Genomic DNA, 19,317 nt, shown 5'->3' on the forward strand with positions numbered 1-19,317 from the left:
CATCAAGCTAGGTCGGCTATATTACTCTCAATCTCTTAAAAGTCAACAGGTAATTTAGATATTTTTAAAACTTATCAAACAACCCAAAAATCTAACCACTAAAGCCAAATCCTTGTTTATCAACAAGTTTTTATCTGCATCACCGCCGATGGATGTGCATTATAGAGGATTAGGAATGAGTTGCAAGAGGTTTTTCACATTTACCAGAACGACTGTCTACTTCTTGCACAAATAGGGCTGAAAATGTGGAATTTTATCTATTATTTGCTCGGTTTTATTTTTTTCTTGCCAATGTAAAGGTCGACAATCAATGTATTCACAATAACCTGATCCTTGATACGCCTCATTATTCCAAAAAAGCTGATAGTTAAAACTTCCGACATAACCTGCAGCTAATCCAAATTTATAATCACCACGACTTTGACCATGTAATTGAAAAACAATCTGATCACCTTGCTGGTACTGCCAAATAAATTCTCGTGCTAAGTACATATCACGTCCATTTGGCGTTCGTACTTTTGGATAAACTCGCATAACATCAAAACTCACATTTTGATTGTAAAGTATGCTTGGTTGTTGATCATATTGAACTTCTATTCGAGTAAAAATAATCTGATTCCATTGATTTCTTAACTCTGTGAGAATAATTTGCAATTCAGCATGGACTTGAATAATTTGATAGGTAAAGAAGTGAAATGCAATAAAAGGTAAATGTACAGCGCGAGCATGTTTTAAAACCCCTTGTGCTGCGATTTGATATTTTTGTTTTTTATATACCAGTTCCCCTTCGCATTGACATCGTGTATACCAATAATCAGCAACTCCCCATTGTAACGCAGAGTGATTTTCAACTTCAGCAAATGTGTTTACTTTTAATTCACAACTAAGTTCATCATCAAAGCGCTTAAAATAATAGTTGGGTGCATCAACATGGATATGATCAATATTTAAAAATTGATAACGATCAACATCAAATTGGCACTGATCTTTTGCGCTATAACTTTTAAGATGCCCGACCGTTGCTACACTACTGCTCACCAATACGGTTGCTGTATCAATTGCGGTTGTCATTACTGCACTCGCGTTATAGCAAACCGGAATGCGTGGCTGTCCAATGAGGCTGATAAAATTCAGATAATGGAAGGGCGCTGGAAGATTCGGCAGGATCAATGCCTGATAAACGATTTTAAACAAACCTTTAGGTGGATAGAAGATTAGAGCATCTGACTTATTGAGGTTCAGCTGCTTTAATTGATTATTACTGATCAATATTGGCATACTGAACCTCCATTTTTTAAGTTGTTATTTTTGAATCATTCTTTTTCGCCAACAAAGTCGTTACAAATCCAGAGAGGATATAAATAATACAAACTGTCAATATCCCTACTGGAATGTTGTACGTGATCGCTGCAAAAATCAAGACCACGGGCAACATCACAACAAAAGGTACACGCTTACGGTCCATTTGTTTAAATGAGTAATACTTAATATTTGAAATCATGAGCAAACCTATACCAACCATGACAGCGGCATTAATAATTTGAATCACAATGTCTTTTAAATCAAAAATAAATGGAAAATCACGCCCGACCCACACCATCGAAATCACAGCTACAGCAGCGAGTGGACTTGCAATACCAATAAAATAACGCTTATCGACCACACCAATCTGTACATTGAAACGAGCTAAACGGAAAGCTGCACAAGCGGTATAGATAAAACAACATGCCAACCCTATACGCCCAAGATCGTGTAAACTCCAGCTATACATCAAAATTGCAGGCGCAACACCAAAAGCAAGCAGATCAGATAATGAGTCGTATTGTTCACCAAAGGCACTCTGCGCCCCGATTGCACGTGCAACACGCCCATCTAAACCATCCAACAATGCAGCTAAAAAGATTGCATAAATCGCTTGATTAAAATTACCATTCATACTCGCAATGATGGAATAAAAACCAGATAGAAGCGCCGCTGTTGTAATTAAATTCGGCCACAAATAAATTCCACGACGTTTTACTTTTTGCCCTTCCTGCGTATGCTCTTCCTCTTCCACTTCAAATGTAATGCCATCGAAAGTTCGACCATCTTTATTTAAATCAGAATCAGGTTTCAGAGAATTTGTCATTATTTTCAATTCCTCAACAATATCTTGATGTTGATGGGTTATTCACCCACCAACCAACGCACTGCGGCATGACCGCCAATTTCTTGCATACGCAAATGTGGAAATAACCATTGTAATGCTTGATCTGCATCTTCCGAAAATTTCCAAGGTGGGTTAATCACTAAAAGCCCGCAACCATTTAGCCCCACAGGTGTATCATCAGGCCATACACAGATTTCGCAAACCAATTGGCGGCGAATGCCTGTTTTAAACATTTTCTTTTCGAAACGTTCAATCATGGCGCGATCTTTAATTGGATACCATACAGCAAACACACCAGTCGGCCATTTTTTATGAGCAGCTTGGAGCAATTCGACTAATTGTGGGAAATCTTTACGCTCTAGTTCATATGGTGGATCAATCATGACCAACCCACGTTTTTCTTTTGGTGGGATAACGCCGAGCAAACCTTCATAAGCATCTCGCTCATGTAAACCCATGCGTTTATCACGGATATTTTGGCGTAGCTGTTGAAACACATCACGCTGCATTTCAAAAACAGTTGCCTTATCAATTTCACGCATTCCTTGCAAAGCAAACCACGGGGAACCCGGGTAACTACCTTTGCCCTCTTCGGCACGTAAACTTTCAACTAGTTTCAAATATTCTTGCACACCCTCAGGTGCTTGACGCTTTTCTATCTCGCCCAACTGTACGAGACGATGGATCCCTGTTAAAAACTCACCAGACTTTTGTGCTGGTGCAAGAGATAAGTCATATTTACCTGCCCCACCATGGGTATCGATATATCGATATGGCTTATCTTTAGCATTTAAACGATTAAGCAGTTGAAGCAAAAGCACATGCTTCATAACATCGGCAAAGTTACCTGCATGGAAATGGTGACGGTAATTCATGTTGACAATTATTCCTCAATTCAAAGGATAGTTTATCATGAAAATAAAGGCTATTCTTTAGCGTTGATGTGATCAGCCAAAATTGTACTGTAATCAAATGAATGTTAACTGGAGCTGTATGCAATCCACCTCTCTTCCTACATCTTGGAATATTGATCAAATTTTAGATGATTTAAATACGTCTGGTTTTGCTTTAGTGAATGACGCGTACCCTAAAGAATATATAATCGATCTGGTTCAAGAATGTAGTCTTCATCTGGAGGAGTTTCGAGCAGCGGGAATACAGAATGGCGTTGTCAGTCATATTCGAAGCGACCACATTTTATGGATTGATCATCAACTGCCCATCGCACAACAACACATCAAGACCTTACAAAGCTTATCTCAAACCTTAAATCAAGCATTCTATCTCGGGATTAAAGAAGTAGAAGCACATTTTGCTTGCTATAACGCAGGTGAGTTTTACGCGTTACATCGCGATAATCCGCAATTAAAAAATGATCGAATGATTTCAACTGTTTTCTATCTACACGAACATTGGCAGGAAGACTGGGGTGGTCAATTGCGTTTACAGGATAAGAATGGGGAGTGGCATATCATTCAACCTACACCCAATCGCCTTGCTATTTTCCAAAGCGATATATTGCATGAAGTTCTTCTCTCCAAACAACAGCGTCTCTCTATTACTGCATGGTTAAGAAGTGGAAATTCTATTTGGAATAATTAGGATCGAATGAATATCAAGGGACACTAAACCTTTAAATTTCTCAAAACAACCTTATATAAGCTACCTAACTGACGATTTTTGTGGATCAATGCATGTCGAATGAAACCAAACAGGTAATTTCTCGGATTGGGGAAACAGACCAACTTTATTTAAGTGGCAACACCCCCGAGCTTGCTTTAGAACGTGCGGACTTACGTTTGCAGTTAGTGATGCTCAGCCATGTTCGTCAGGAACAATTACATTTTCTACAAGAAGCAATTGTATTACTTGAACAAGCGCGTATTGAACACGAAGAGATGCCTTTAAGCTTGTATTTGAGTTTGTCATTGTATTTAGCTAAAGCATATATGATTTATTTTGAGCTCAACAAAGAACAACGTTTCGCTTTGATTACACAACAGATCTTAAAACCTTTAGCACATCATGATCACTTAGACATTTATTTCTTTCTCGCCTATGCATCTGTTGTAAAGCAAGAATATGCACTTACTCGACATTGGTTGAAAAAATATGTGTCTTGCTTAGATCATGATCTTGAATTGCTTCAAGCCCACCCTGCTTTCGATCAAGTACGACAAGAAGCTTGGTTTAAAACACTTCTACGTAATAAAGCTCACTAATGATTTGTGAGCTTTATTTACTTTTTTATGATTATTCCGTGCTGTCTACATGCAATTGTTGATTTAACTCATCAATCACTATCGCCCATTCATCATCTTTTTCCCAATGACTTTTTAAAAAATCTCGCTGCCCTGCACTCCAAAAATCAGCTTCATGCAGTTTTTCCTCGGCACGTAATTGATGCGTTTGGATAAAAAGCTCCATAGCCGCTTCATCCGCTTCTAACCCAAGCTGTTCAAATAACAGTTCTAGTGTAGGTTGTTGTTCAAACATGTTTATTCTCCCTTAGCTTTTTTCTTCTTTTAATGTATCAATAAAGCACGCACTATTGCAGTGAAGCACTTTGTTTTCTTGTTGTTTTTTGTGTGGTTCCTACACAATAAAAATGCCCCCAATCGGGGGCATTTTTTAATTTATCAGTGATAAATTATTTTAGCATATCAGCAATTGCTGCACGCTCTTCTTCAAGTTCGTTCAACGTGAAGTTAATACGCTCACGGCTGAACTCATCAATTTCTAAACCTTGAACGATTTTGTATTCGCCGTTTTCAGTTGTTACAGGGAAACCGAACATAACGCCTTCTGGAATACCATATGAACCGTCAGATGGGATACCCATAGTTACCCATTTGCCGTTTGTACCCAATGCCCAGTCACGCATATGATCGATTGCAGCATTTGCAGCAGAAGCAGCAGAAGACAAACCACGCGCCTCGATGATCGCAGCACCACGCTTACCAACTGTTGGAAGGAATACATCCTTATTCCACTCAGCATCGTTGATTTTGTCTTTTAAGCTTTCACCATTTGCAGTCGCAAAACGGTAGTCAGCATACATCGTTGGAGAGTGGTTACCCCAAACCGTTAATTTTTCGATATCAGCAACAGCAACACCAGCTTTTTGAGCAACTTGAGTCAACGCACGGTTGTGGTCAAGACGTAACATCGCTGTGAAGTTTTTCGCAGGAAGATCTGGAGCAGAGTTCATTGCAATGTAAGCATTTGTATTTGCAGGGTTACCTACAACCAATACTTTTACATTACGGCTAGCAACTTCGTTTAATGCTTGACCTTGACCGATGAAGATTTCACCGTTTACTTTCAATAAGTCAGCACGTTCCATACCAGGACCACGTGGACGAGAACCAACTAATAATGCATAGTCAGCATCTTTGAATGCAACTTTAGGATCATCAGTTCCGATCATGCCTGCCAATAATGGGAAAGCACAGTCGTCTAACTCCATCATTACGCCTTTAAGCGCTTGTTGGGCTTTCTCAACAGGAACTTCAAGCAATTGTAAAATTACAGGTTGATCTTTACCAAGCATTTCACCGCTTGCGATACGGAATAATAAGCTATAACCAATTTGACCTGCAGCGCCTGTAACGGCAACACGAACGGGTTGCTTCATGTAATTGTCTCCAATGAGGGTCCTTAATTGGACTAGATAGTGATTCTATCCAGTCAAATCATCATAAACGGCAAAGATTGTACTCTAAAGCAGCAGCATATGCATATAAAAGAGAATGAATTTCAACAAAAGTCTGATAGAAAATACAAATTAAGTGCAGCTAGAAAAGTTAATAGCTACCCTTAATTGTAAATTCACTTGGGCAACCTGTCACAACATGACTTGCACATTGTTTATACTGCCCATTTTTGTGATAACACACTCGGATCTCGGTCAAAATGGAGTCTGATCGTGAAGATTGGCAACTAAAACGAATACCATTTGCAGGTAAAGAGGGATTTAATTTAGTAAATTGTTGTCTCAGATTTTCTTTTTGTACACTAATCGTGTTTTGACTGGTCAGATCAGCAGGTATCTTTAAACGTTCAGCGAAATTAATAATCGTTCTATAATATTGGCTCGCATTCATCGGGACACAACCTCCAACATTTTGCCAAAGTTGTACCCGCTCAGTTTCATTCGGCATGACACGTGCGACCACGGTCGATTGCAATGGAGATAATGCGGCTGATGATTTTGTTTCGCAGTTCCGATTGACTGGAACTTCTGGCAATAAACTTGAAATTGTTAAAGAATAACCTTCCAAACACTTACGTTGTTTTTGTTTTGATGAATCTAAAGCACATACCGCTGGCGTCATTTCTACATGTAAAATATAGCCCGCGAGATTTTGGTTACTCGCAGCATATAATGATGAGGCAAACGAAAGCACAAGCATACAGCCTAAAGCCTGTACCCACCTTGTAAACCGTCGTTTTAAAAAATCTATTGATTTCATCAAATACCAAAACTTGGCGAATTCAAACATGAGGTGCGACAGTTTGAAAAGTCTTATGATAATCAACAAGCTGAGCAAATTTCTCTAATGGTGTAAGCCAATCTAACGCTTTTCTAGGACGAGTATTCAGTGACATGGCAACTTGATTTAAATAATGCTGATCTGCCTGATTTAAATCAATCCCTTTAGGTAAATATTGCCTAATTAAACCATTCATATTTTCGCATGTGCCTTTTTGCCAGGGTGAATGTGGGTCACAGAAATATACATCTATGCCTAAATCTTCTTCAAGTATTTTATGTTCTGCCATCTCGCGTCCACGGTCATAGGTCAACGTTTTACGCAGTTCTGCAGGTAAATATTTCAGAGCTTCAGTTAAAGCCTTGCGCACTGATTCTGCCTTTGCATCAGGTAATGTTGCCAAGATACAGAGCCGTGTATTTCGTTCAATAAGTGTTGCTATCGAACTTTTATTGTCTTTACCTTTAATTAAATCAGCTTCCCAATGACCCGGTATTTTTCTTTCTTGAACTTCGGCTGGGCGCTCATGAATAGTTTTAATATCCTGTAATATAGAATCTTTTTTAGGTTCACCGTTAGCTTTTCGCTTTTTATTTTCATGACGCAGACAGGATAATAAGTCTTTTTTCAACTCACCCTTTGGTAATGCTCGTATCGTTGAATAAATCGTTGTATGGCTTACATTCATTGTTTGATCCAAATCAGGAAATGTCTTTAAACGCTTTGCTATTTGCTGAGGAGACCATAAACAACGGATCGCTTCAACAATAAATTTCCAGAGGATTGAATCGATTTTGAGTTTTCTGTGACCACGTCTACGTCTAGCGAAGGTGTTATCAGAAGCATATTGAGCTTGATAAACGTCATTGATGCTATTTCTTTTAAGCTCACGATAGATCGTACTAGGATGTCTTTTAATGAGTTCAGCAAATTTTCTGGCTGAAAAGCCTTCTTTTCTTGACTCAAGCATTAATGCAGTACGATCTTCAAAGTTAAGATGATGGTATGACAATTTTATATACTCCATAAACCCTTTAAATTAATTAGGTGGTTTATGTCGCACTTCAAGTTTTACTCTGCCCTTCATGACTTCAAATTTAATATCAGCTTATATTTCAAGGGCTATTTCGCACAGGAATCACACCCATCCTTTTCTCTAGGGACTGTGGCCCTTGCCCCAATACCACACCATAATGCGTCGCATTGGTCATGACATGTTTGACATAGTCACGTGTTTCCAACAATGGAATCGATTCTGTGTATTGATCTGCCGCCAAAGGTTGATTGTCAGGCTGCCAACGTCGTGCTCGATTAGGACCTGCGTTATAACCCGCAGTAGCCAGCACTGCATTGCCGCTGAGTTGCCCCTGAATCATTGAAAGATAGAAAGTACCATAACGAATATTGGTATTCATTTCACTCAGCGCAGCTGGATTGTAGGTTTCACCCATTTGTCGCGCAATTAACTTTGCGGTATTTGGCATGATCTGCATCAAACCACCAGCACCGACATGAGAACGTGCTGTGGTGACAAAACGACTTTCTTGGCGCATTAAACCATATGCCCAAGCAGGATCTACACCTGCATTATTGCTATGGCTCGTGACATTCGCACGATGAGGTGTAGCAAATCGATAGGTATCGTTGTGACGGGTGGTCGTACGATCAGCAGCATAAATTGCCCGATCATACCATCCCATATCATGCGCGCGTTTTGCAGCAGCGAGAATCAAACCATCATCTTGCTGTAAATAAGCTTGGCGTACTGCCCAATTCCACTCACGATTGATATATTGGGCTGGTGCATTAATTTCTCTAAGGGTAAATGCACGTCTAAAATGGATATTTTGATTAAGTCGTTGCGTATCTTGGGCAGAGGGTTGCTCATTAAATGGTTGATGGTGATAACGCTGGCCCAAACGGTCTTTGGCCAACAAATGATGATAATCATCACCAGCTTGAGCCAATTTACGATAAATCTGCTGTGCTGCTTGCTTAGACGCAGCATCGGCACGTTGCTCAGACGCTCTTGCTAACCAATACTGCCAACGATCTTCTTGTTTTTGCGTCACAGACATCGCATCTATTGCCCGAATCAGACTTTCCCAAGAACCAAATCGAATGGATTGTCTTGCATAAATTTCGGCTTCTTCAGGACTAAAGGGATAACCATAGCTTTGATCAAATGCAGTTAATACTTCACGATTAAAACCATTTTTCATCACAGTCGTACCGCCCACATAACCGACTGTACGATATAGATATTGTTGTACAGCTTGTGGCGTATCTTGAAGCGCACGAGGAAGATTCGCCAATGCATTGGTTAGATCACTATCCGCGACCCGCCCCAAAGCAAAAATCAAATATGCATAATCTGCGTCGTTGTTTTTAGCTGCACTCCACAGATAGCCCAATGGATTGGCTTGAATCTGATTGAGCTGTGCAAGCGATAAATTCAGCCCCATTGATTGTGCTGTGGTGATCGCAAAGCCAGATTGCCCCGCACGTAGTTGTGACCACAAGCGATGTTGGCGATCTTGCGCGGTCATCAACGGGCTAGCCAGCATCAATCGCCCTAAACCATTACATGATTCAGGTTGTGTCGTGGTGGTTAACCAAATGTCTTTGTACTCTGCAAAAACAAGGCTATCTCCTGTTTGTGCTCGAACTTGGGCAACAGCACAGCTTTCTGCTTGATCAGGGTTTGTGACATAACTGAGTACGGGCTTGGCTTCAGCAAAGCTGGCGTATTTCACTTTTTCTTCAACATAGTCAGCAGCCAACTTTTCAGCCATTGCTGATTGTGGGTAGCGTTGAGCAAAACTAATAATGGCAGAGGCAGGCTGTGAGGCTAAATTGGTATTGAGTTTCCAGTATTCAGGGTAATACCCCAATACATCATTCTGCATTTGTTCTTGGAATTGATCGAGTAAAGCTATATTACTGGCATTTGCCGCACGCAAAGCATCATTGAATTGAATATCTAAAGCGTATAGGGATGAACATGCGAACATACCTCCCACTGCGAAAAAATAACGGAAACTGTTCTTATACTTCACTTTTTTAGCATCCATTGTTATCAAATCACGTTGCTTTTTCATCTTCATCAATCAATATGCTCTATTCACCCTAGTGATATAGTGTAATAAGTCTAGCTTTCCACTATTGTTGTGTTATGTAACTTACTGATTCATATTCATTAAAATGCATACAATTTTATTCACAAACTGTCCATTTTTGTCAGTTTTTTATTCTCTGCGTTCTGACAAAAATACTGTTATAATCCGCCGTTTATTTAAACCCATCTTGTTTAGGAGCCTGCATGACGGTTCAAACATTCATTCCAAGTGCGACACACGCTGCCTCAGAAAACACTGTTACCCAGCCAATGCACACCGCTGATGTTTCAATGAAGAAGTTATATATTGAAACGCAAGGGTGTCAGATGAATGAGTATGACAGTCATCGTATGGCAGATTTGTTAGGTGATTCACATGGCTATGTGCTCACTGACAATCCAAATGAAGCTGACATCCTTTTAATGAATACTTGCTCTATTCGTGAAAAAGCGCAAGAAAAAGTATTTAGTGGACTCGGCCGTTGGCGCAAACTTAAAGAGAAAAATCCTGACCTCGTGATTGGTGTCGGTGGTTGTGTTGCCTCTCAAGAGGGTGACAACATTCAAAAACGTGCGCCTTATGTCGATATGGTATTTGGTCCGCAAACCTTGCACCGTTTGCCGCAAATGTTAGATCAACATCAAGCGCAAGTTGAAAAACCAAAGAAAGAAAAAATTAAACTGGTCGATATCTCCTTCCCTGATATTGAAAAATTTGACTTCTTACCAGAACCTCGCGTCGAAGGCTTTAAAGCATTTGTTTCGATTATGGAAGGCTGTTCAAAATACTGTTCTTTCTGCGTGGTACCATATACTCGTGGTGAAGAAGTTTCACGACCATTAGATGATGTTCTAGCAGAAATCGCTGGGTTGGCTGAAAAAGGTGTTCGTGAAATCAGCCTACTTGGTCAAAACGTAAATGGTTATCGTGGTGAAACTTTTGAAGGCGGAATTTGTACATTCCCAGAATTACTTCGCTTAGTGGCAGAAATTCCAGGTATTGGACGTTTACGTTATACCACTTCTCACCCACTTGAGTTTTCAGATGAGTTGATTCAATGTTATCGTGATTTACCGCAAATGGTTTCGCATTTGCACTTACCTGTACAAAGTGGCTCAAACGACGTATTGCAAGCCATGAAACGTAACCACACCATTGATGTCTATATCGATAAAATAGCCAAGTTACGCAAAGTACGTCCTGATATGCATTTATCAAGTGACTTCATTATTGGCTTTCCTGGTGAAACGGATCAACATTTCGCAGAAACCCTACAATTCATTAAAGATTTAGACTTTGATCACTCTTATAGTTTTGTTTATTCAAAACGTCCGGGGACACCTGCCTCTGATCTTCCAGATGACACACCTGAACAAGTGAAAAAGGATCGTCTTGCACAAGTTCAAGAGGTGATTAAACGCTCAAGCATCGATAAAACTGATGCCATGCTCGGTAAGATCGAACGTGTCTTAATTGAGAAAGTATCTGATAAAGATCCAAATATCTTGATTGGGACAGCTGATAATACTCGTCTGGTTACATTTATAGGCGATGCAGCTTGGGTCGGTCGTTTTGCTGAAATCGAGATTACTGAAATTAAAACTTTAAATTTAGTTTATGGTGAACTCTTGAATCTTGAACCTGACGTGGCGTAATGTAGAGGTATTCTTATAAGTCAACAAAAAGGGCTTCTCTTGACTGCAGCGATTCGACGTACAGTAATGTTCCCTGAGATTTCCATGGAACGCTTAAAAAGCATGCTCGGTGCATATAACGGGCATTTAAAACAAATCGAACAACGTTTAGATGTCAAAATTACTCACCGAGGAGATGCGTTCTATCTCGATGGTGATATAGAAACGGTCGAAAGAGCCGAAGCATTATTGCAACGGCTCTATCAAGAGTCTGAAACATCACAACAAATCAGTGCTGATCTGTTACATCTCATGATTCAATCCTCACAATCCGAGCGTGATTTCGAGTTGGTGGGTGAGGAGTTGGATGAATATGACGCGCCGATAGATGTGTATTTTCAAACACGCAAAGGACGAATTAATCCTCGCGGCGCTAACCAAAAGCGTTATGTACAACGTATTTTGCAAAGCGATATTTCTTTTGGTATTGGTCCCGCAGGTACAGGTAAAACTTACTTAGCGGTTGCCGCTGCGGTTGACATGTTAGAACGCAATGAAATTCAACGTATTTTATTGGTTCGCCCTGCTGTCGAAGCTGGGGAAAAACTAGGTTTCTTGCCCGGTGATCTTACTCAAAAAATCGATCCATATTTGCGCCCACTATACGATGCTTTGTATGAGATGCTCGGTTTTGAGAAAGTTGCCAAACTAATTGAACGCCAAGTGATTGAGGTTGCGCCTCTTGCTTACATGCGAGGGCGTACACTCAATCATTCATTCGTGATTTTAGACGAAGCGCAAAACACCACACCTGAACAAATGAAAATGTTCCTCACACGCTTAGGTTTTGGTTCTCGTGCTGTAATTACAGGTGATGTGACACAGGTTGACTTACCACGTGGACAGCAATCAGGCTTAGCACAAGCACTCCGTGTACTGGAAAATGTACACGAAATTCATATTACCCGCTTCCACTCTCGCGATGTGGTTCGTCATCAGTTAGTACAAAAAATTGTAGAAGCTTATGAAGGTTGGGACAGCGAACAACAGCGCTTGTCAGCTGAAGCTCGCGCCGAACGGAAAGCCAAGCAAGAAGCTCTAATTGCTGAGAACGATGAAAAAGCGGATGCACAGCATTAAGATGATTAAGGGTTTATTTTGAAAATTAATTTAAGTCTACAACAAGGCTTTCAAACTGCTGAGTTACCACTGAAACGTGGTCAAATCAAAAAACACATCGAAACCGCATTACGTCATGTCGGTTTCGATGCTGATTGTGAAATTGGCATTGCTTGTGTTGATCTTACAGAAAGCCATGAACTCAATCTGCAATATCGGGAAAAAGATAAACCAACAAATGTACTTTCTTTTCCAAGTGACATTCCAGAGGAAATGCTAAGTTTGCTAGATGCTGAACCTTTGGGTGATTTGGTCATTTGTATGCCTGTGGTTTTGCAAGAAGCGGAAGAGCAACAAAAAACACCGATGGATCATTTCACACATTTATTGGTACATGGCATTTTGCATTTGCTCGGTTATGACCATGAAACCAGTGAATCTGATGCTGAAGAGATGGAAGCATTAGAAATAGCAATTTTGAAGAAACTCAACATTGCCAATCCTTACCAAGCTGATGAAATCTAGTTAAAACGCTTATGTATGTTGTCATTTTTAAAGCCACAATCAATACACTCGATGCAACTTACTCTGAAATGGCACAAAAGCTGAGAAATAAAGCTTTAAGCCAATTTAACTGTATCAAATTCGAAGCATGTAGTGAAAATGGTTTTGAAATTGCATTGTCTTATTGGCACAACCATGAAGATATCAGACATTGGCAACAAGACGCTGAACATCAAGTTGCTCAGCGGCTAGGTAAAGAAATATGGTACCAACACTTTAGTGTGGAAATTTGCAAAGTTGAGCGTGCTTACTCTAGTCAAAATGGATTGTGAATAACATTTAAGTTATCCACATACTCAATAAAAAACGGCTGAATTCAGCCGTTTTTTATTTATTAAACTTTTAGAATTGATAACGGAAAGTCAATGTTGCATTTCGTGGTGCGCCATAATTCATACGATTTTCACCAATACCATCAAAATATTCTTTATCTAATAAATTATCCAAGTTCAGTTGCACACTGATATTTTGATCAACTTTATAACCTAGCATCGCACTCAATAAGAAAACCTCATCTTGCTCAATTAAAGTTGCTCCAGTCCCTGTATAGGTTTTACCACGATAATTTACCCCAACACCCGTATTCCACTGATCACGTTTGTATTTAACGAATAAATTAGATGTTGTGCGGGCGCTTGTTGTAGCGACTTTCTGATCTTTACCATCTCTTGCTTCAAAGTTCGCGATGCCAAAGTTGATTGCCCAATTGTCATTGATCTCCCCATCAACTTCGAGCTCCACCCCTTTACTTACAACGCCATCAACCCCACGATAGGCTTGCTCAGAAGTATCTATACCTTGCGCATTCTTAACGAACTTACCTGAAATTGCTTCAGCGAAATTGGTTTGTTCAATTCTAAAGATAGATAGAGCTGTATTTAAATGACCACCAAACCATTCACTTTTAATTCCTGTTTCATAATTCCGTCCAATGATTGGGTCTAAATAGTTCCCATTTTCTTCACGACGATTTTGAGGCGTGAAAATATCGGTATAACTTGCATAAAGAGAATGATCTTGAGCAAAGTCATAAATAACACCAAAATAGGGCGTGAGTTGATCATTAAATTGTCGATTACCTTTATGATCTTCAGACTTATATTCCCAGTTCGTCAATCTGGCCCCTGCCACAATCTTTAATGGATCAAGAACTTGGAATTTACCTGCAATGTAATATCCTGTTTGCCTGGTTTCATTTCCAGCCAATTTATTGGGATTAGTAATAGGCGTTAACAATTGAGTTTTCATATTAGAAAAATCTAAATGTTCCCATTGATCAATATCCAAATCATTGGTTCCTTTATCTTTTCCCTGAATCGTTCCATAACGGCTATAAACCAATTCATTTTTATTCCATGAGCCGCCCAATATAATTTCTTGCTTACGATTGGCGATGGTGAAAGGTGCTGATATATACATATCTATGTTATTTTCTTCATTCCGCTTATCAGAAGAATATACAGACACAGCCCCTAAGCTTTTGTTCGTCTCCTTATCGACTTTACCTGCGACATAGAGCAGAGCTGATTGGTTATCGTTTTGTTGGTATGAATAAGCAATATTTAAAGCAACATCATTAAAAAGGTTCTGTTTCAAGTTAGCAAAAACCGCTTTCGTATCAACGTTCCAATAAGTCCAATCCGAACTTACAGTCAAAGAACGATCAAATTTGGTTCTTGTCCCATCATTATAAAAAGCTGGTAATCCTCCCCAACGGATTCCATCGCGCTTTAATTCCTGATAGGTTGCAGCCAATGATAAATTTGTTCTATCAGTCACATCGTAATCAATTACACCATAAACAATATTTCGCTCTCTTGAATAGTAGTCCATGAAGGAATCTTCATCTGAATGTTTCACATAAATGCGACCACGTAATGAACCATCCTCATTTAATGAATTCGAAAGATCCGCAGAACTTGTATAATTATTCCATGATCCAACAGCTGCATTAACATTGCCTGTAAACTCTGTGGCATTCGCTCGTTTACGCACCATATTTACCCCCATTGAAGGGTTACCTGCGCCAGAGTTAAGACCATTTGCTCCTTTCACCACCTCAACACGATCATAAATTCCCAAATCTAAATCACCTTCTGCAAGTGATGATGTACTTGGCATCCCATCGATTAAGTGATAATCCAACTGAAAACCGCGAGCAAAATAACTTTGACGTTCATCTGTTCGAGAAACTGTTACTCCTGTGACATTACTCATTAACTCTTGAAACGACTCAATATTTCGATCATCTAAATATTCCCGAGTATATATCTTCACTGCTTGTGGTGTTTCTCGTAAAGACATATTCAGTTTAGTCGCTGTATTGGTACTTTTTACTGTATAACTCCCCGTACCTTCAGTGGTCGCATCATTATTTTCTTTAGCTTTTACTGTAATTGTTGGCATTTGTGTACTTTCAATATTTGACTGAGCAGAAGTCAATGAGGGTAAAAATATTGCTGCCATTGCCAGAACAAGCGGGTGTGCTTTAAATAAGCTCAATTCAGAATCGTGTTGCATGCAAAAATATCCTTTTCACAAAGTTTAGAGCATTTGGAGACACACACCACTTCCCCCCGAAATTTTAAAGAAGGATGTATGAATGCCCTAAAGGAGAATTAAAGAAATTACAAGACGAATGATAATCGTTTTTATTATCAATTCAAGAACTATAAACCAAAAGCAGCTATGACTATGAAGTTTGTACTTAAAAAAGATGACTCATAAAATATAAGATATTAATTTTAATGGATATTTCAACACATACAACAAAGTAAATTCTGTCTTAGTTAATGCACTTCAAATTCAGCATCCACTGGATCAAAACGCCATGTTCGGATAATCCGTAACTCAGAAATATCTTTCATACTGCTGTCAAAAGCTCCAAATGGTGCACCACGGCGAACAGAAGCACGAGCTGCTTCATCCAAAATCGGATGTCCTGAGCTCTCAATTAAACGAATGGCTCGGATACCGCCTTGCGCATTTAAAATCACCATTAAACGGACTTCACCTGCTAAGCGTTGCTGTTTTGCCGCATCGGGATAATAACGATTGCCATACAACTCAACTTTTTGTCGGAATTTATCGAGATATGCTGCCGATGCATCTTGTTTCGCTTGTATCCCATCAACCGTTTTAATACGTTGCTTACGGCTAAAATTTTGTTGGCGTTGTAAATATTGCGCTTCTAAACTTGCCACCATCGCAGCTTTGGCTTGAAATTGACTTTGTAATTCTTCTAATGCTTTCTTACGTTCATTCTGTTCAGCTTGCTTTTGCCAACTTAACACTGTCATTAACACTTTTTCCTCAAAGAGGAGTTCACGCTTCTGTTGTATGGTTTCGAGACTTTCTAGTTCATGCTCTCCTGTGGTTGCATCACTTTGCATTGGCGTAGGCATATCACTAGACATACGATGTGCTTGATGAAATTCACCTGATCCTTGTTGATCAGTTTGCGCTAAAAAATCTGCATGCTCGACCTTATCTTGACTTGGACGTACAGACACGGCGATTTCTTTGGTTGATGTATCAGTAGGTGACGGCATCGAAAATTGTGTTGTCAGTACGAGGCCATGTACCATGATTGCAATAACAACTGCTCCAACAAAAATCGGATCTTGCCACCAAAAGGAAGTCATTTGAGTACGAAAATTTATTTTATTCCACATGGTATATAAGCGACAAAAATGTCTCATCCCCAACGGCAGCTACCGCATAAAAAAACCAAACCAATATTCAAAAGTACGAAAAAATGTGATCCACTTATAGCTTGAGTGCTTCCATCGCATCATTTTATGAAAATGTAGCAATTAATTTTGCTACACTGCAAGCCACAAATTTAATTTTTACTTTTTAGTTAAGCAAAGATGGCGAATACACCATTCACTTTCTGGAACAACTTTTATGCAAACGCTACTTTCATCTGTTGTTAAACGTCTACGTAAAGTTTACCAAAAAGCCGAAGATTTCATTGAAGAAGAAAGAGAATTCCCACTTTCACAAGTATTTGTAAATGCCACAATGGAGCGGTACGTCACCAATAATGTCGAAATCATGCAAGATTTACATGCAGATCTATATGATGGTTGGTTACGTCTATACACCACTTTGGATGTAAAAGGCTTACACACGACGCTATCCGTTGATTTAAAACTGATTCAAATGGAAATGAATCAGGATGTTCAACTGATGGTGTTTGAACAAATTAGTAATACTCAAGTGATCGAAGCAAAATTCAAAAACATTTTTCAAAAATGGGGCTTCCATATTGCGATTTGGTATTACCAAAAATTTAAGGAAGAAGATCCTTTAGGCAAAATTTTAGCGCATTTTGAAATTGTAACGGTGAAAGATGATTTACTCTATCTCGATCTAAATCGCTGGTTTGGGAAAAAGCCAAGCATTATCGAAACCTTGAGTAAGGTTCATGTCAACCGAGCAAGGGTCCGACCTGCTGAGCTCATCGTGTGGGGCAATGTCAATCTCACTGCGATTCTATACCCACCGAATGATGATGATTTTGGTGAAGATGAGTTAGAAGATAGTACTGTGACGCCAATTCAACAGAAGAAAGCGAAAAGAAAATAAATAAAATGCTCAATGGGGTTACTTCTTACTTTACACCTACCCCATTGAGCCTCCACCTTTACGATTTATACGAAAATTAACAAGCGCTTAGTAAAAAGGCTGAACTTTTCTTCACAATCTACAGGCATAATAAATCTAAATTTTCCTGATAAATGAGTGCAAATACCTCGTATTCGCTCTAAGGACTCAACGTTATGACACAGAAATTATCAAAAGTGCTCGGTATTGCAACAGTAACATCTGCAGCGATTCTATGCGGCAGTTTATCTAGTCATGCTTTGGCAATGACCCCATTCCAAGCAAACTATCAATTTAGCTACAATAACAAAAACCTAGGTTCTGCAACACGTACACTCGCTCAACAAGGTAATAACTGGACATATTCTTTTAACGCACGTGCTGGTGGTATCGCCTCTGCCTCTGAAACCAGTCAATTTAGCTTTGCTGACAATAAAATCACATCGCAGAAATTTAGTCGTAGCAGTAAGATCTTGATTCATAACAATACTATGAACATCAACTTTAATCCTAGTGCGAAAGTAATTAACACCCAGAAAGATGACAAAAAGCGCTCTTTCCCTTGGAAAGATGGTGTTTTAGATGAACTGAATGCCGAATTACAAGTTCGTGAAGATCTCAAAAATGGTAACACCTTACAAACACGCTACTTCATTGCTGATAGTAAAGCCGTGGATGAGCGCCGTTTTATTCGCCAAGGTACTGAAACCATCAAAACCAGTTATGGGACTTTTAACACAATTAAAGTCGTACTTCAGCACGACAAACCAGAACGCAACACGGTATTCTGGCTCGCGCCAAAACTTGATTATCTCCCTGTCAAGGTGACACATAATGACGGAAAATCTTCGTATGGGCTTTTATTAACGGGCTATACGGGTAAAACTAATTAATCAGCGCTAAAATTGCAGCCATATACCAAACATCGTAAAGTTCTGTGAAATATCAACAAAGCTTTAATTTATGGCTTGCAATTTTTTTGATGCTTTTTAAAATATGCCTTTGCTTGAAAAAGCATCCGTTTAGAGGATTCTCCCGTGTACGCTCTAGAACAGAAAATCTTAAATGAAGGTATCGTTCTATCTGATCAAGTCTTGAAAGTTGACGCTTTCTTGAATCACCAAATCGACCCTGTGCTCATGCAGCAGATCGGCAAAGAATTTGCTGCTCGTTTCAAAGATGCTGGCATTACCAAAATTATTACCATTGAAGCGTCAGGTATTGCACCTGCGATCATGGCGGGTCTAGAGCTTGGTGTGCCTGTGATTTTTGCTCGCAAATATCAGTCATTAACATTAAAAGATGATCTTTATCGTTCTAAAGTGTTTTCATTTACTAAACAAACTGAAAGTACAATTGCTATTTCTAACAAGCACATCAGTTCAAGTGATAAAGCACTTGTGATTGATGACTTCTTGGCAAATGGCCAAGCGGCATTGGGCCTGATTGACCTTATTCATCAAGCAAATGCTGAAGTGGTTGGAGTAGGAATCGTGATTGAAAAGTCATTCCAACCTGGTCGTGATGTCTTACTCGAAAAAGGCTATCGTGTAGAGTCTTTGGCACGCGTTAAATCCCTCAGCGATGGTAAAGTAACCTTCGTGACTGAATAAGATTCAATACTT

The 19,317-nt window shown here is 39.4% G+C and carries 19 protein-coding genes; 9 read left to right on the plus strand and 10 right to left on the minus strand.

Annotated features, from left to right (window positions below):
- Positions 1–216: 216 nt before the first annotated feature.
- The 3 genes from F927_RS08285 to F927_RS08295 are packed head-to-tail and all read right to left on the minus strand — an operon-like array spanning position 217 to position 3,024.
- Positions 217–1,278 (minus strand): DUF6670 family protein, encoded by a 1,062-nt coding sequence (locus tag F927_RS08285; protein WP_004637849.1) that lies wholly within the window; start codon positions 1,276–1,278, stop codon positions 217–219.
- 16 nt (positions 1,279–1,294) lie between these two features.
- On the minus strand, positions 1,295–2,128 hold the full coding sequence (pssA, locus tag F927_RS08290) for a CDP-diacylglycerol--serine O-phosphatidyltransferase (protein WP_004637848.1): 834 nt from the start codon (positions 2,126–2,128) through the stop codon (positions 1,295–1,297).
- A gap of 38 nt (positions 2,129–2,166) precedes the next feature.
- Positions 2,167–3,024: a 23S rRNA (adenine(2030)-N(6))-methyltransferase RlmJ gene (locus F927_RS08295; protein ID WP_005083594.1), complete on the minus strand. Its 858-nt coding sequence runs from the start codon at positions 3,022–3,024 to the stop codon at positions 2,167–2,169.
- 118 nt (positions 3,025–3,142) lie between these two features.
- Here F927_RS08295 and F927_RS08300 point away from each other — a divergent pair, with 118 nt between their 5' ends.
- Together F927_RS08300 and F927_RS08305 are read left to right on the plus strand one after the other, a co-directional pair.
- Positions 3,143–3,751 carry a 2OG-Fe(II) oxygenase gene (locus tag F927_RS08300; RefSeq protein ID WP_004637846.1) on the plus strand — a complete coding sequence of 203 codons (609 nt, stop codon included), beginning with the start codon at positions 3,143–3,145 and terminating at the stop codon, positions 3,749–3,751.
- A 92-nt stretch (positions 3,752–3,843) separates the two neighbouring features.
- On the plus strand, positions 3,844–4,371 hold the full coding sequence (locus F927_RS08305) for a hypothetical protein (RefSeq protein WP_005083598.1): 528 nt from the start codon (positions 3,844–3,846) through the stop codon (positions 4,369–4,371).
- Positions 4,372–4,402: 31 nt separating this feature from the next.
- On the opposite strand, the gene F927_RS08310 is transcribed toward F927_RS08305, so the two are convergent.
- From F927_RS08310 to F927_RS08330, 5 genes are all read right to left on the minus strand, one after another.
- Positions 4,403–4,645, minus strand: a complete 243-nt coding sequence (locus tag F927_RS08310; protein WP_004637844.1) for a DUF2789 family protein — start codon at positions 4,643–4,645, stop codon at positions 4,403–4,405.
- 154 nt (positions 4,646–4,799) lie between these two features.
- A complete protein-coding gene (locus F927_RS08315) occupies positions 4,800–5,786 on the minus strand; it encodes a malate dehydrogenase (protein WP_004637843.1) in 987 nt (328 codons plus the stop codon).
- A gap of 169 nt (positions 5,787–5,955) precedes the next feature.
- On the minus strand, positions 5,956–6,624 hold the full coding sequence (locus F927_RS08320) for a ribonuclease T2 family protein (RefSeq protein ID WP_020846387.1): 669 nt from the start codon (positions 6,622–6,624) through the stop codon (positions 5,956–5,958).
- A 22-nt stretch (positions 6,625–6,646) separates the two neighbouring features.
- Positions 6,647–7,672: an IS30-like element ISAba125 family transposase gene (locus F927_RS08325; protein WP_005100823.1), complete on the minus strand. Its 1,026-nt coding sequence runs from the start codon at positions 7,670–7,672 to the stop codon at positions 6,647–6,649.
- An 88-nt stretch (positions 7,673–7,760) separates the two neighbouring features.
- On the minus strand, positions 7,761–9,752 hold the full coding sequence (locus tag F927_RS08330) for a lytic transglycosylase domain-containing protein (RefSeq protein WP_005083604.1): 1,992 nt from the start codon (positions 9,750–9,752) through the stop codon (positions 7,761–7,763).
- 215 nt (positions 9,753–9,967) lie between these two features.
- Between F927_RS08330 and miaB the strand changes: the two genes are divergently transcribed.
- From miaB to F927_RS08350, 4 genes are read left to right on the plus strand one after another with little or no spacing between them, the layout of a single operon-like run.
- Complete coding sequence (gene miaB, locus F927_RS08335) at positions 9,968–11,419, plus strand: tRNA (N6-isopentenyl adenosine(37)-C2)-methylthiotransferase MiaB (RefSeq protein WP_004637839.1); 1,452 nt, start codon at positions 9,968–9,970, stop codon at positions 11,417–11,419.
- A 39-nt stretch (positions 11,420–11,458) separates the two neighbouring features.
- Positions 11,459–12,538: a PhoH family protein gene (locus F927_RS08340; RefSeq protein WP_017394568.1), complete on the plus strand. Its 1,080-nt coding sequence runs from the start codon at positions 11,459–11,461 to the stop codon at positions 12,536–12,538.
- An 18-nt stretch (positions 12,539–12,556) separates the two neighbouring features.
- The gene (gene ybeY, locus F927_RS08345; protein WP_005083609.1) at positions 12,557–13,042 is read left to right on the plus strand and encodes an rRNA maturation RNase YbeY; all 486 of its coding nucleotides are present in this window, start codon (positions 12,557–12,559) and stop codon (positions 13,040–13,042) included.
- Between the two features lie 11 nt (positions 13,043–13,053).
- Complete coding sequence (locus F927_RS08350; protein WP_005083612.1) at positions 13,054–13,353, plus strand: antibiotic biosynthesis monooxygenase family protein; 300 nt, start codon at positions 13,054–13,056, stop codon at positions 13,351–13,353.
- A 70-nt stretch (positions 13,354–13,423) separates the two neighbouring features.
- Here the strand turns inward: F927_RS08350 and F927_RS08355 are convergent, their stop codons facing one another.
- Together F927_RS08355 and F927_RS08360 are read right to left on the minus strand one after the other, a co-directional pair.
- A complete protein-coding gene (locus tag F927_RS08355; protein WP_005083614.1) occupies positions 13,424–15,601 on the minus strand; it encodes a TonB-dependent siderophore receptor in 2,178 nt (725 codons plus the stop codon).
- A gap of 269 nt (positions 15,602–15,870) precedes the next feature.
- The gene (locus F927_RS08360; RefSeq protein WP_017394567.1) at positions 15,871–16,755 is read right to left on the minus strand and encodes an energy transducer TonB; all 885 of its coding nucleotides are present in this window, start codon (positions 16,753–16,755) and stop codon (positions 15,871–15,873) included.
- A 235-nt stretch (positions 16,756–16,990) separates the two neighbouring features.
- Between F927_RS08360 and F927_RS08365 the strand changes: the two genes are divergently transcribed.
- The 3 genes from F927_RS08365 (at position 16,991) to F927_RS08375 (ending at position 19,305) form a co-directional block, all read left to right on the plus strand.
- Positions 16,991–17,674, plus strand: coding sequence for a hypothetical protein (locus F927_RS08365; RefSeq protein WP_004637833.1), 684 nt, complete (start codon positions 16,991–16,993; stop codon positions 17,672–17,674).
- A gap of 194 nt (positions 17,675–17,868) precedes the next feature.
- On the plus strand, positions 17,869–18,585 hold the full coding sequence (locus F927_RS08370) for a DUF3108 domain-containing protein (RefSeq protein WP_005083618.1): 717 nt from the start codon (positions 17,869–17,871) through the stop codon (positions 18,583–18,585).
- Between the two features lie 144 nt (positions 18,586–18,729).
- Positions 18,730–19,305, plus strand: coding sequence for a xanthine phosphoribosyltransferase (locus tag F927_RS08375; RefSeq protein ID WP_004637831.1), 576 nt, complete (start codon positions 18,730–18,732; stop codon positions 19,303–19,305).
- Positions 19,306–19,317 lie beyond the last annotated feature (12 nt).

It is taken from the genome of Acinetobacter haemolyticus CIP 64.3 = MTCC 9819, assembly GCF_000369065.1.
Taxonomy (GTDB): Bacteria; Pseudomonadota; Gammaproteobacteria; order Pseudomonadales; family Moraxellaceae; genus Acinetobacter; species Acinetobacter haemolyticus.